A 14759-nucleotide genomic window follows, 5' to 3' on the forward strand; every position below is an offset into this window, starting at 1 on the left:
GGTTATTTACTTTTCATTCTTATAAATGATTCCGTCTTTCATAACAAATTTTACATGTTCTAAAGTGGTTATGTCATCTATGGGGTTTGTGTCTACAGCAATTAAATCGGCAAGTAAACCTTCTTTTACTTCACCACGATCGGTAAGGCCTAGCATTTCTGCGCTGTTGGTCGTGGCAGTTTTTATAGCTTCTTTAGTGCTCATACCACATTCGATCAATGCTGCGAATTCAATGGCGTTTTTACCATGAGGGATTATAGGTGTATCTGTGCCAAAGGCAATTTTAACATCTGCCTTAATGGCTTTAATAAGGTTCTGTTTGGCAATGGGCATAACATACTTTGCTTTGCCGGCCATAACGGGATTCATTTTGTCGATCATAGGTTCAATAATGGTAGCGAGCCCTCTTGTTGGAACCAAGTAAACATTGTTTTCTTTCATTAGTTGAATACCCTCATCATCTATAATAGATCCGTGCTCAATTGAATATACACCAGCTTTTATAGCTTCTTTAATGCCTTCGGTACCATGTGCGTGAGCGGCAACTTTTATATGGTGTCGAGAAGCTTCGTCAACAATGGTCTTCATTTCTTCATTACTTAATTGTTGTGCTCCTATCGCATCTTCCATAGAGAGCACACCTGCGGTAGCATGCATTTTAATGAATTTGGCACCGTGCTTAATTTGATAACGTACCGCTTCAATCGCATCATATTTACCATTAATTATTCCGTCATTTGGACCTACAGTAACTAATCCTTCAGCTAGTCCTAAAGAAATATCTCCGTGGCCGCCATTTATAGAAATCATATGTCCCGATGGAATGATTCTGGGTGCTGCGATCATCCCTTTGTTAGAAGCTTCGGAAACCGCAACATCAATAAGCTCGGGCGTAATATGTAACTGCCCTATACTTCTTATGGTAGTAAAGCCTGCCATTAATGTTTTTTCGGCATTGACCACAGCCCTAACAGTACCTTGGCTAGCACTTTCTTTATAGACATAGTCCCAGCTGCCGGTAAAGTCCCCATCTAAATGCACATGCATATCCATAAGTCCCGGTAATAGTATCTTACCCGATAGGTCTATGGTTTCTACGCCTTCAGGTAATGCCTTCGGATTAATAGATTTTATGGTTCCGTTTTCGATAAGCATATGAGCGGGAGAAATTAGTTTTCCGGTTCTGACATCTAAGTAAGAGTCTGCTTTGATCAGTTTAGATTGTGCAATTGTGGATAATGTCGCTGTTAAAAGGAGAAGGAGTGATAAAAATTGTTTCATGTGGTAATGTTTGGATTTATATAGTCTTTTTCAAAGAATACAATAACCGTAGTTCTTTGATGAAAATAATACTATAAAGTGTTAGGGGAGTGGACTTTATTGATTACAGCAAGATACAGAAGTTTGACTAAAAAAGTTTAATATAAGTCACTGATTATTCCCCTCCCGAGAGGGGAGGATTGCGTTTTTGGTTGTTTGTGCCTTGCGTTTTTATAGGGGTTACTTCGTCTGTTTTATCTACAATTATGTTTCAAGTCAGAAACTGTTCCCCTCCTTGGAGGGGTTAGGGGTGGGTTCTTTTTAGTTAGAATGTTCAATGAAATTTTGATCATCCGATTACCCACCCCTCAATCCCCTCCCAAGAGGGGAGGTTTTCGATTTTGGTTGTGAGGTTGTTTGTGGTTGGGGAGTTGCGTTTTTATAGGGGTTACTTCGTCTGTTTTATCTACAAATTATGTTTCAAGTCAGAAACTATTCCCCTCCTTGGAGGGGCTAGGGGTGGGTTCTTTTTAGTTAGAATGTTTAATGAAATCTTCGTCTCGCGATTACCCACCCCTCAATCCCCTCCCAAGAGGGGAGGTTTTCGATTTTGTTGCGGGTTTGTTGGTTGCGGGTTTGTTGGTTACATTGGGGAGTTGCGTTTTTACAATTCCAGCGCTCGCCCCGACACTAAAGGGTGTCCGCGTGCAATTTGGTGTAGTTATGTGGTCTTAATCTAAAAAAAGTTAATTACAAGTCAGAAACTGTTCCTCTCCTCGGAGGTGCTAAGGGGTGGGTTCTTGATAGTTATAGTGTTTATCAAAACCAAAAAATCTGCTTTAAAGAAATGTCTTTAAAGCAGATTAAATATCAACTTAACCTATTTATTATAAGAACAGCAAAATAATTGTCAATACCATACCACCAAGTGAGAAATAAAGTCCTTTTTTAAATACTGTGGTTTTTGGCATAAACATCCAAAAAGATGATATCACGAAGAATAATAATGATAGACCAAAAAAGATGTTTAAAAAATAGACGGGGCTATTGGTGGTTGCTTTATGCAGATGCACCATCTTGTCTAAAACAATTGGAAGTTCCATCTTTTTTATGGTTGCCATACCCGTTGCGGCATTATACTCGCCTTGTTTAAAATAAACAATGTCTCCTTCGGTTTTTTGAGGCTTCACCCCACCTTTAATTCTTAAAGCACCATCAAGTTCAGCCGTATTTAAATTAGGTTTTAATTGTTTTTCAGTAGTTTTTTCGCTTTTTAGAAAATCTGTATTTCTATAAATCAATATTATACCGCTAATCGAATACATGGCCATAATACCGGCTAAAAAGAAACCTAGGTATCTGTGTATAATTCTCATGCGTAAACTTGTGGTCATTTTCATTCTGTACTTTTTTAAAGTTGGTGTTGCGAGTGCAAAAATAGGCACATAAGTTTAAAAGTGATTAAGACAAAGTTAAAGATGAAAGGTTTAATGAATATGTAGTAAAAAAGAAAACCCCAAAGAGGTGAATCTCTTTGGGGCAATCTTCGTTGTTTGATATACTATTTATTTGAAACCAATTTCTTTAATACCATCATGACTTATTTTAATGGCATCTAAGGGTTTTAATCCGTCGAAAGTCATATCCTGTTCAACCATATAATATTTCATTCCAGAAAGCTCTTTGTTAGCTAGGATATTTTTAAAGCCTATAGAACCTGTACCCACTGGTGCAAATCTACCTTGCTCATCCATATCTTTAACGTGCCATATTTTAAAACGACCTGGATATTTGTTGAAATAAGCAATAGGGTTGGCACCTGCTTTGGTAACCCAATATAAATCCATCTGAAAGTTTAATAATTTTGGATCAACATTTTCTAACAAGTAGTCGATCGGAACTATACCGTCTTCATTTTTCTTAAACTCGAAATCATGGTTATGATAAAGTAATTTTAATTTTGCTTTTTTAGCCTTCTCGCCAAGAGTTGTTAAGATTTTAGCCAAGTCTTCTACCGTACCTGTCATGCCCATTGTTTTGTCTTCTTGGTTAAAAGTGAACATGCCCATGGGTGGTATTGGCACAACAAAGTATTTGAAACCTGCTGCCTTGGCATCTGCCATCATCTTATCTGCATTGTCAATAGTTACGGCACTTTGGTGTGTACTGATCGGTTTAAGTTTTAAAGATTTTAAAAGCCCTTTGAAATCTGCAGGGGTCATTCCATAATATTTTCCATCAGCATAACCGGCAGCTTCAATATTTTTATAACCGACATCAGATACAGCTTGTAGTGTAGCTTTTGCATTGGTGCCCATATCGTCTCTTAGCGTGTATAATGCCAGTCCTCCAAATTTCTTTTGAGCATATGAATTTATAGTACCGAACATAAAAGCAGCTAGAACGGTGCATTTTAAAAAGTTGTGTAGTGTTGACTTGTTCATTGTTTTTTAAGGTATTTACTATTATTTAAAGCTATAAAGGTAAGGAGCTTTATGTGCCTTGCCTTCAAAAAGTTTTTCATGCCTTTCAAGAATATCCATTGATAACATTTTACGTTGAAAACTGGTTCTTCTTACGGTTTCGTCTAAAATAGCCTCAAAGACCTGTTGCAACTGTTTCATGGTAAATTTAGCGGGAAGTAGATTCATTCCAATCAATTTTTCGCTGATGTTATTACGCAGCACTTCAAGGGCTTTATCTACGATTTCATTATGGTCCATCATTAATTGAGGGACATTTTTAATATCATACCAAGCAATACTGTCTGATAGATTATCTGGCTTTGGGTTTACATTTTCGTAATTGATCAATGCATAATGGCCTACGGTTATAAAGCGCTCCATCATCCATTGCTTTTCATTTAAATCTTTATTTTTTGCTTGTAAAATGCTACGAGTGGCATCTGGGTCTGTTCTATTGAGCTTACCAAAAGTTTGAAATTGATCTAAAAATACATCTATAAGACCTGTACGTTCTTCCACGCCTTTATTTACCGCTTCCTGTAAACTTTCTTCTTTTTTAATATATCCGCCAGGGAGTGCAAATAAACCTGTATTGTGGTATTCTAAAATAAGAATCTTAAGTTTTTCACCATTGAAACCAAAAATTACACAGTCGTACGAAAGGTTGGGGATGAATTTCTTATTATTTGCACCTTTCATTAATGAATTTGATAAAATATGATAGTATTTTTCAAATAAAGCATAAATAAAAATGTAAACAAAGGAATATTGTTATAATGTGAGACAATAAGAAAAATCTTACATACTTTAAATTAAAGGTTGTGTTATGTAGATTTAGGAACATTTATAAAGTAAGAATATATAGCTATGCACCATATATTCTTACTTGTTACCAATCATTTAATAGTTCGTAACGTAAAAAGCCACTAGACTGAATTAATTATACTTTAACGCTATAAAGTCTAGGCATTTACTTTTTCTTTTCCAAGTTCTACTGCACGTTCAAAAGCTGCGAAAGCGGCATCTTTTATTAGTTCACCTACATTATTGTTTTCCATAGAATCTAAAGCTGCCCGAGTAGTACCACCTTTACTGGCAACCTTGTCCATCCAAGAATTCGGCGAAAGCTCATTCTGATTAAAAAGTTCAATGGCACCGGTAAAAGTCTGTGCTACCAATACCTTAGAGACATTTGGTGTAAAGCCCATTTTTAGCGCTGCCTCCATCATACTTTGCATAAAGTAAAAAACGTACGCCGGTCCGCTACCTGAAATACCGGTAGAGGCGTCTATAAAGTTTTCATTACTAACTTGAATTGATTTTCCTGTAGTATCCAATAGGCTTTCAATGGTCAGTAATTCTATTCTTGTAATATCTTCTGAGGCGACGAACGAAGTTAGTCCTTTACCGATCTGTGCCGGTAAATTTGGCATTGCACGTACTATTTTGGTGAGTCCGGTAAGGTTTTTAATGGTATCGATAGTTACCCCTGCCATAATGGAAATTACAATTTGACCTGGCTTTACCAACGGATTCAACTTTAAGAACACACTCTCTGCATGATAAGGCTTTACCGCTATAAAAATGATATCTGCCTGTGGGGCACAATTCTTTAAATCATCAAAGGCATCGAACTGTGGGTTTTCGCGTAAGGCTTCAAGTTTATCTTCTGAAGTGTCGAGCACCATGATGTTTCTTTTCTTAAGTAATTTTGATTTTGACATGCCTTCGGCATACGTCAACCCCATGTTGCCGGCTCCTATTACCAGTATTTTCATAAATTATATTTTAATTGTAGTGTAAAGTGTATGTGTGTTCAATTAAATAAACAGCATTTTATCTATGGCATTATTTTTACGTCTATAGTAGATTTGCCTGTAAGTGTGCAAGGTTTTTATAGGTATCCCCATAAAATATTTAGTTATGGACGTCACTTTAGATTTTTTTAATCCGTTGTGTGTTCTGTACAATTCTTTAGTATTACTTTCTCTTTTGATATAAATAAATTTCATGTGGTCGTATTTCTTATAGTAACATAACATATGCCCTACCAACTCCAAATTAGAGCCGTTAAGTTTGTGTTATGCTATTTTAAATAATGTTAAAGGTAGATGGTGCGTTAAGTACTTTGTGCTGTAATTAGCTGTTGTGTTATAAATAAGCACGCAGAATTTCGGTATTTGATGTGCGGCGAAGAGACTTTAAACCTTTATCTTTAATTTGACGAACACGTTCTCTGGTGACATCAAAAACCTCGCCTATTTCGACTAAGCTCATAGCGGGTTGCTTGCCTAGACCAAAATACAGGCGCAAGACATCACCTTGCCTTTCTGGTATTTTATTCAAAACCTGATTAATATCTGTCTCCAAAGACTCCGCCATTACTTCCTTGTCCGGGCTATTTAAAGTCGTTGATTCAAGAACATTGTAAAGAGAAGAAGATTCCCCTTCTTTAAAAGGTGCATCTAGTGAAATTGATTTACCAGAGTTTTTCATAGAGCTATTTACTTTAGAAACACTCATATCTAATTCTTTGGCAATTTCAGCGGGACTTGGCGGGCGTTCATTCTCTTGTTCTAAAGTGGAATATACTTGGTATATTTTAGAATTAACGGCTATTTTGTTCTGAGGTATGCGTATCATTCTTGAAGAGTTGGATAATGCCTGAAGAATAGATTGACGTATCCACCAAACGGCATATGATATAAACTTGAATCCTCTAGTTTCATCAAAACGTTTGGCAGCTTTTACCAAACCTAAATTACCTTCGTTAATTAGGTCGGTAAGGCGTAAGCCTCTATTTTGATATTGCTTAGCTGCAGATACTACGAACCTTAAATTGGCACTTACCAATTTATCTAATGCCTGCTGATCACCCTCGCGAATTTTTCGAGCCAATTCTACTTCTTCGTCGGCAGTAATTAAATCTATTTTACTGATTTCCTGAAAGTATTTTTCTAATGATTTGGCATCTCTGTTCGTAATTTGTTTGGTGATCTTCAGTTGTCGCATAGAATAATTTTAGATTAAATTATAACATAGCATAATTTTATGAAAATGCAAGAAAATGAATCGTTTTATGATATTTTAAGTCGTTTTTGACATGTTTTAGGCTAAAATGGACTGTATTTTGACGATTTTAAGTAATTCAGTTTATGAGTATTGCTGTCTGATAATATAATTATCAAAATTTATGTAGTGTAGTGCTGGTTTTCATAAGTTGATTTTTATTTTTGAGTAAACTACCCAGTACACCATGAAATATCGTCATAGCCTTTACCTTGTTTTTTTTACTTGTATACAGTTCATATCGGCTCAACAAATCGACTTCTCAAGTCTAAAGAATCTTAAGATACGTAATGTAGGACCCGCAAACATGAGTGGGCGTATTACGGCAATAGATGTGGTTACTGAGAATCCAAAAATAATGTTCGTTGGTGCGGCTTCTGGCGGAGTTTGGAAGTCTGAAAATGGCGGTTCTGCATGGAAACCGGTATTTGATGATCAACCCACACAGAACATAGGTGCACTTACCATTCAACAGAGCAATCCAGATGTTATTTGGGTAGGAACAGGTGAAGGTAATCCTCGTAATTCAATGAACTTGGGTATGGGTATTTTTAAAAGTATAGATGGAGGTAAAACATGGAAACATTTGGGATTGGAGGCTACCAAAACCATACATAGAATAAGTATTGATCCTAACGACCCAAATGTTGTTTACGTGGGCGCTATGGGTGACCCATTTACGGCTAACGAGCATAGAGGTTTATATAAAACGATAGATGGCGGTCTACATTGGAAAAAGGTATTATACTCTAATACCACCTCTGGTATTGCAGATTTAAAAATGCATTCAACAAATTCTAATAAATTATATGCAGCGCTATACGATCATAAACGAACTCCGTATTATTTTACATCGGGTGGCGAAGGATCTGGTTTTTACGTTTCTGAGGATGGGGGTGAAAATTGGAATAAATTAGGAGAGAAAAACGGACTGCCTGCTGGAGATTTAGGTAGAATAGGTTTTGCTATTGCACCGTCTGAACCCAACAGAATCTATGCTAAAATAGAGGCGAAGAAAAATGCGATTTACCGAAGCGATGATGACGGTACAAGTTGGAAAATGATCAATGACAACCCCAAATTTGCGAATAACAGACCCTTTTATTTTCAAGACTTAGCCGTAGATTCAGAAGACCCGGATAGGGTCTATAATATTTATCAACCTTTATCGGTCAGTTATGATGGCGGTAGCACTTTTGATACCATACCTATGATACCTGCAGATGAAACAAAAGGTATTCATGCCGATTTTCATGCCTTTTGGGTGAACCCTAATGATGCCGAACATTTTATAATTGGCGGTGATGGCGGATTGGGTATTACCCAGGATCATGGTAAAAGTTGGTATTTCCCTGAAACCATTCCTGTTGCACAATTCTACCATGTAGGTGTAGATAATGATACTCCGTATAATGTATATGGCGGTATGCAAGATAATGGTAACTGGTCCGGTCCTGCATATACTTGGAAAAGAGGAGGAATTAGAACGTTGTATTGGCAGTATTTAGTTGGGGGCGATGGATTTGATATTTCTCCTGATTTGGATAATTCTAGATTTGGATATGGATCATCTCAAAATGGGGATTTATATAGATATGATAAATTAACGGGATATTATGTAAGCATAAAACCGCCTTCCTTAGATATAAAAACCCCATTGCGTTTTAATTGGAATGCTGCTTTTGCAAGAAACCCTAAAAATGATAATGCTGCTTATTACGGATCGCAATTTGTACATGTTACCAAGGATAAGGGAGCCACATGGGAAATTATTTCACCTGACTTGACCACCAATAATCCTGAGCATCAAAAACCAGATTACGGCGGATTAACTTTAGATGTATCTGGTGCAGAACGTTATAATTCAATATTGACCATAGCTCCAAGTTCGTTGAATAACCAAATTATCTGGGCTGGCACCGATGATGGGCAGGTGCAATTAACAATAGACGGCGGTACAACATGGAAAAACCTTACGGCTAAGGTAAAAGGAATGCCAAAGGAAAGTTGGGTTGCACAAATACAAGCTTCTCGCTACGATGCTAAATCGGCATGGATGGTGGTAAACAATTATAGAAAAGGGGATTATGAGCCGTATGTATTTAAAACCGATGATTTAGGAAAAACATGGAAGCGAGTTGCAGATAAAACCAAGGTTAACGGATACGCTTTAACAATTATGCAAGACCCCGTAGAACCCAATTTAGTGTTTTTAGGAACAGAGAATGGTCTATGGGTAAGTATTGATGAAGGGGCTACTTGGTCTCAATTTAAAAACGGATTCCCATCAGTATCTACGATGGATTTGAAAATTCAGGAAAGAGAATCGGCATTGATCGTCGGTACTTTTGGAAGGGCAATTTGGGTTTTAGATGATTTATTGACCTTGAGAGAAATTGCGGCAGACAGATTAAAGCGGGGCATAACCGCATTGCCAATGAACGATGCCGTACAGGTGAAAGGCTTATTTATAAACCCGCCAGGGAATATTTGGACAGGTTTCCATACTACTTTTGAAGGAGAGAATAAAGTTTTTCAAAAAACAAAAATTCCTTTTTATTTAACTGAGGAGCCTACACAGGAAAGTGTGGTGACCGCAATGATATATGATGCTGAAGATAGATTGGTAAATACAGTTGAAACAAAAGAACTCACTAAAGGCTTAAATTATATGATATGGAAATTAGATGAGTCTGCTTCTACGTTGCCAGGTTCATGGACCCATGATTTTTCTAGAGATATACCGGTGCTGCCAGGGGAGTATCAAATAGTTTTAAAGCAAGGTGTGCATTCAGATACTACTAAAGTTACTGTAATTGCAGATCCAAGATTTGATCCGAAACCAAACATAGACAAGGCACTATATGATTATAAAAAAGCAGTAGATGTTCAAGTAAAAATCTTGTCAGATCGCTTAGAAAAAATTGATTTGAAAATTAAAAAAGTAGATTATTTTTTAGGTAAAATCAACAAATCTGAGAGTAAGGCTGATCAAATATTAGTAGGCAAGCTTGAAAATATGAAACAGTCTTTAAAAGATTTAAAGGCAAAGGGAAAAACGCCTAAACCAGATAGGCAAGTAGGAGCATGGCAGTCTTTTGAGACATCGCCCTATTCAAAAATACGAGAAGCTTTTAGTATAGCGGCAGCACAGACAAATAGGCCTTCTACCCAGCATCAAGAAATTCTTGAACAAGGAAAATATTTGGTTACCGAATTTTCAAAAATGGTAACTGATTTTATAAAAGATGAATGGGCGCCCTTTGAAACAAATGTCAAAAATAGCCACAATACTTGGGATGAATAATAAAGGTTGTAGAGGTAATTAAGGTAAAATTGCCTCTGCTTCAATTTCTACCATGTAACCGTCACCTACCAATTTGGCTTCTACTAATGTATTTGCCGGATTAATACCTTTAAAACGTTCACCATGAGCTCTTGCAACTGGCTCCCAATTTTTTAGTTCGTTAACGAAAATTCGTGTTCTCACCACATCGGCTAAAGTACCGCCAAATGAAGTCATGACGCACTCGATTTTATCAATGATAAAATGCGTTTGGGCAGCTGGGTCGGTGCCACCGATCATATCACTTCCATGAGTTGCTGTGGTGCCTGAAACATGAATGGTATTACCAATCTTTACCGCTCTACAGTAACCCGCATATTCTTCCCATTCCGTACCACTAAAAATCTGTTCTCTATTTTCTCCAGTTTTTATAGGTGTAAAAGCTTTAGGTATCGTTTCTAAGTGATCGCTAAGATCACCCGATGCTGTTAGAAATGGTGGTTTTCTGTACTCATCACCGCAATCGCCAGGTATTAAATTCAGTTTGTGTTGCGCTTTTTTAATGGCGTTGATATCATCAGCATCTAGGGTAATATCCAGCATTTTTCTGTTGTCTTCTATATGTTCGCTTTCGCCTAATCTGGCGCCAACAATGACAGAAGCAACCGCATCGCCTTCCAATATAAATCTACTTGCAATATTTGCAATCGAAGCATTATGTTTATCGGCAATATTCTTTACTGTTTGTAATAGGTTCTGGTAAAGTTTCCATCCGCCGGCGGCATCAATAAAACGTTTGTATTTCATTTGTGACCAGGTGGTCAATTCTTCATATGTAGGTTCGGTTTTATTCAACCATTTGTCGGTTAAGAATCCGCCTGCCAATGTTCCAAAGGCTAGTATTTTTACGTTGTATTCTTGACACACCGCTGCCATTTGCCCATTTGCACGCTGATCGATCAACGAATGGCAAATTTGATTACTGACAATAGGTATACCACTTGCCAAAGCAATACGTAAATGTGCGGCATCGAAATTAGTTACTCCAATATGTTTAATTAAACCTTCTTCCTTTAATTCCTTTAGATATAAAAGTCCGTCTAACCAACTGGCATCGGGGTAGTACCACGCATGAAATTGTAAAAGGTCAATACTAGTCTGTTGCATTCTGTCTAGAGCTGTCTGTATCGCGGCTCTAACATCTTCTCGAGTAATTTTACCTGGTTTGGGAACCCATTTTGTAAAAAGCTGCACACTTTCTTTGTCGGAAAGGCTATTTTTAAAGGTGCCGGCTATAATTTCACTAGAACCATAGTGGTCTGCCATGTCAAAAGAAGTGAGATTGGCATCAAGATAGGGCTTCATGAATTTTGCGGTAGCAACAGGGTCTAAGGTATTACCCTTACGTTCCATATCGGCAATTTGCCATAAGCCTGTAACGACCCTTGAAATCTCTAAATCTTTGGCTAATTTAATTGTTGTCTGCATCTTTTATTCTTCAGGGAGTTCTAAAAATAGTTCGTTAGTGTTGTTGTGCTGTTTTTTCAATTTTTTCCAATAATAGGTAAATAACAAGCTTGCCAAGCCCATAACTATAAGCCATATTGGTGTGGAGTGAAAATACCACGCAGTAGTGTTAGAGGTTAAATCTTTATAGGTGTGAATACCTAGAAAGGCAGAAAGGGTTATAATGCCCGACCAAGCAATCCATAATTGCAATGTTCTATTTTTAAGTACTGAAATTTGTTTGGCTAACGCCGTATTTACCTTGTTTATAGTCACCAGCGTAATACACATTAATAGAAAATTGACCATCATTGAAGTAACCATAATGTCGATACCTAAAAAGAAATCACCTGCAAAATGAGAACCTAGAACACCTATACTTGCCATTACACCAGCTACCATTAAAGCGATATGCGGCGTATGATTTTTTGGATGGATCGTAGAGATGGACTTTGGGAAAATGCCATCTTTTGCCCAAGCGAACATTAACCGTGAAACCGATAATAGCATGGCTGGCAGGTCATTGATCAAAGCAATTGCAGCACCTGCTAAAATTGCGATACCTAAACCAGAAGGTAGCACATAGCTTAGCAAGCCAGGAGCGGAAATATCTTTTGTCATTGCTTCTTCTGCAACAAAACGCCATGGTACAATGTGATATACCGCTGAAGCAAATAGAAAGTAGAACAAGCCTACTCCGAATATGGCTAGCAGAATAGCTTTTGGTAATGATTTGGTAGGATTTTTAGCCTCGCCACCTGCTTGAGCTATGGAATCAAAACCAATAAAACTTGAGAATAAAAGTGCAGCTGCCGATAAAAATATGCGCCAGTCAAAATCTATATTTTCTGTAGTGTTGAAAGTGCGTCCGGTTTTTTCTTGCAGTCCTGTTAAGAAATCTGTTGAGTCGTAAACAAGAGCCGAAACGATTACAATTCCGCCAAGGGCGAACATTAAGAACATCATGGGTAATAAAATGCGCTCATAACTTTTTATTCCTCTAATATTAATGGCTACAAAAGACCAAATTAAGGAAAGGGCAATTGTAACACGTATCCATCCTATTTCCAACCCGTTCGAAATACTTGTCCAGCCTAAACTTAGTGTTACATCACGAATAAAAGGTACGGTCACATAAGCGATAACTCCAATTACAATAGAGAGTCCAAACCACTGTGAAAAACTTGCCACAAAGCCTAAATAAGGATTTAATCCTCTACTTGCGTAAATATAACTACCGCCCGCCCGTGGCATGGCAGAAGCTAAAATGCCATATGCCAAGGCAGCAAATAATGCGGGTATGGCGGCAAATGCAAATGCAGGTAATACATACGGGCCTATACCGGGTACATTACGCTGTATCATGAAAGGAACAACATTTATAGAAGCCCCGAGCATAGAACAAACACCTGTAGCGGTTAGGGCTAAAATGCCCATTTGCCGTGTTAGTTTTTTTGAGTTGGTTTTTGACATTTGAAATAACTTGAGCTGCTTAGGTTATTCTTGACCAAGAAAAGATCGTACCCCTGTCATTTGCCATCTCCCCAAGGTTATAGGTATGCACCCAATAGCATTTAATTCGTCGAAAAAGGTTTTCATTTTAAAAGGTTCGTTTTTAGATTCTTTCATTCTGGCATATTCGGCCATGGTATTTTCTAAAAGGTATTTACCGGTAATGTAGCTTGTGCCGTAACCGGGTTGCCTAAGGTAAAGGTGCTGTTCAAAAAGCAATAGGTCCTTTTCTGTTTTCATCCATCCTCTAGGGGTATAGTTAGAGTGAATGCTACCGGCTTCTTCAGATGTCATAAGATTTGCATGTGCGTATAATGAACCTAAGCCTCTTGCTGCACGTTGTGCGATCATGATATATACAATTTCTCTTGAACGGGTTTGGTCGTCATACAAACCTGCATCCATAAACATCTCTTCAACTGCAGTGGCGGTGCCTTCGTTTCTTGAATCGAATATGTTATATAATAAAGCCTCTTTTCTAATTTCACGTGGGTTTGGTTCGTTGTCCATTCTAGCGAGTTCAAACCAATGGTAAAAATGAGAGTATAATGGGCGTTGGTCTAAATGAGCGGTAATCCAAAAAAAGTTTCTCTTCTCTTTTGGTACATATGCCCCTAAGTGATCGTTGAGCGCAGTCTCGAAATAATCTTTAACCGTTACTATTTCATTTTTATCCAGAAAATCTAACAGGCTTTTGGCAGAAGCCTTTGCCATTTTATTATATTCATCTACCCTACTGGCGTCGTCTAATTTTGGTAAATCTTTATTTCTGTGTTCTTCTAATTTAAGTGCGGACCATGCTCGTGTAAGCTCGCGTTTTAATAGCATTACCTCATCTTCCCAGGTTAATGGTACTAGATGCACATTTTGTAAATACCAAGTATAATTTTCTTTACCTATGCCTGATGGACCTGTTTTGGTAGCCGCCTTATCTTTAAGCCATTCCGCTAAACTATTTGTTGAGGTAATTGCCATATTGATGGCCGCAACTATTTTTTTGTTTTTTTCAATGCCCGCAAGTTGTTTCATGTTGGCCAAGTCTTTGCTTTGGGTTTCAATATCGCGAATACCGGCAATCCATAAATCTCTAGCATTACCTGTTAAGTTTTTTTTCGCTTGTTCGTTTATTACGGGAATGACCTTTAAGACTGCGATAATTTTGTTCTGGTCAATCTTGTTTAACGGAAAGTCATATTTCCAAATATCTATTATGGCATGGTGTGCAGGGCCCTCGTGTGCCGGTACATCGCTACGGTCTGTCCATATGGTTTTGTAGAACGCAGGGTCTCTTGTCCAAGGTTTTAAAATTCGTTGGTTGAAATCGTAACCGTTCATCTCGGCATTTACAATATGCCAATCTACCTTGTTGGGTATGGTCCATCCCGTAGTGTCAATACTATGAAGTCGTTTTTGTAAAGATTGAAATGCGGGCTTTCTCTTGTGGAATGTATCTGCAGTATAGTCGGGTGCTCCATTTAATAAAGGAGGGTTTTCGAACAAGCGCCATTCTTTAAATAATGCAACTAGTTCTTGATTTGAAGCTTTGTCTTGTGCTAAAATTTTTAAAGGTGCGGTAATGGAAAATAAAAAGATGCAGTACAACAGTACTTTTGAAATTGTCGAGTTTTTCATTTTAGTCGGTGATTGGTATCTATATGCAA

General features: G+C 37.6%; 10 protein-coding genes. 1 reads left to right on the forward strand and 9 read right to left on the reverse strand.

The genetic code is table 11. The annotated features are described in order from the left end of the window. Positions 1-6: 6 nt before the first annotated feature. The 6 genes from SJY30_RS17030 to SJY30_RS17055 form a co-directional block, all read right to left on the reverse strand. Positions 7-1281 (reverse strand): amidohydrolase family protein, encoded by a 1275-nt coding sequence (locus SJY30_RS17030; protein WP_396633311.1) that lies wholly within the window; start codon positions 1279-1281, stop codon positions 7-9. Between the two features lie 866 nt (positions 1282-2147). After that, complete coding sequence (locus tag SJY30_RS17035) at positions 2148-2660, reverse strand: hypothetical protein (RefSeq protein WP_396633312.1); 513 nt, start codon at positions 2658-2660, stop codon at positions 2148-2150. A 165-nt stretch (positions 2661-2825) separates the two neighbouring features. Further along, complete coding sequence (locus SJY30_RS17040) at positions 2826-3650, reverse strand: sugar phosphate isomerase/epimerase family protein (RefSeq protein WP_396635341.1); 825 nt, start codon at positions 3648-3650, stop codon at positions 2826-2828. A gap of 75 nt (positions 3651-3725) precedes the next feature. Then, positions 3726-4424 (reverse strand): NrtR DNA-binding winged helix domain-containing protein, encoded by a 699-nt coding sequence (locus SJY30_RS17045; RefSeq protein WP_396633313.1) that lies wholly within the window; start codon positions 4422-4424, stop codon positions 3726-3728. Between the two features lie 263 nt (positions 4425-4687). Further along, positions 4688-5503 (reverse strand): pyrroline-5-carboxylate reductase, encoded by an 816-nt coding sequence (proC, locus tag SJY30_RS17050; RefSeq protein ID WP_396633314.1) that lies wholly within the window; start codon positions 5501-5503, stop codon positions 4688-4690. 373 nt (positions 5504-5876) lie between these two features. Further along, positions 5877-6737 (reverse strand): RNA polymerase sigma factor RpoD/SigA, encoded by an 861-nt coding sequence (locus tag SJY30_RS17055; protein ID WP_396633315.1) that lies wholly within the window; start codon positions 6735-6737, stop codon positions 5877-5879. Positions 6738-7101: 364 nt separating this feature from the next. On the opposite strand from SJY30_RS17055, the gene SJY30_RS17060 reads away from it, so the two are divergent. Next, positions 7102-10101, forward strand: coding sequence for a WD40/YVTN/BNR-like repeat-containing protein (locus tag SJY30_RS17060; protein WP_396633316.1), 3000 nt, complete (start codon positions 7102-7104; stop codon positions 10099-10101). Between the two features lie 18 nt (positions 10102-10119). Here the strand turns inward: SJY30_RS17060 and SJY30_RS17065 are convergent, their stop codons facing one another. From SJY30_RS17065 to SJY30_RS17075, 3 genes are read right to left on the reverse strand one after another with little or no spacing between them, the layout of a single operon-like run. Beyond that, entirely contained in the window at positions 10120-11568 is a 1449-nt protein-coding gene (locus tag SJY30_RS17065; protein ID WP_396633317.1) for an aldo/keto reductase, read from the reverse strand. A 3-nt stretch (positions 11569-11571) separates the two neighbouring features. After that, a complete protein-coding gene (locus tag SJY30_RS17070) occupies positions 11572-13059 on the reverse strand; it encodes an APC family permease (protein WP_396633318.1) in 1488 nt (495 codons plus the stop codon). A gap of 24 nt (positions 13060-13083) precedes the next feature. Continuing rightward, positions 13084-14730: a hypothetical protein gene (locus SJY30_RS17075; RefSeq protein WP_396633319.1), complete on the reverse strand. Its 1647-nt coding sequence runs from the start codon at positions 14728-14730 to the stop codon at positions 13084-13086. Positions 14731-14759: the final 29 nt, after the last annotated feature.

This window comes from Maribacter sp. R86514, from assembly GCF_044597005.1.
Taxonomy (GTDB): domain Bacteria; phylum Bacteroidota; class Bacteroidia; order Flavobacteriales; family Flavobacteriaceae; genus Maribacter.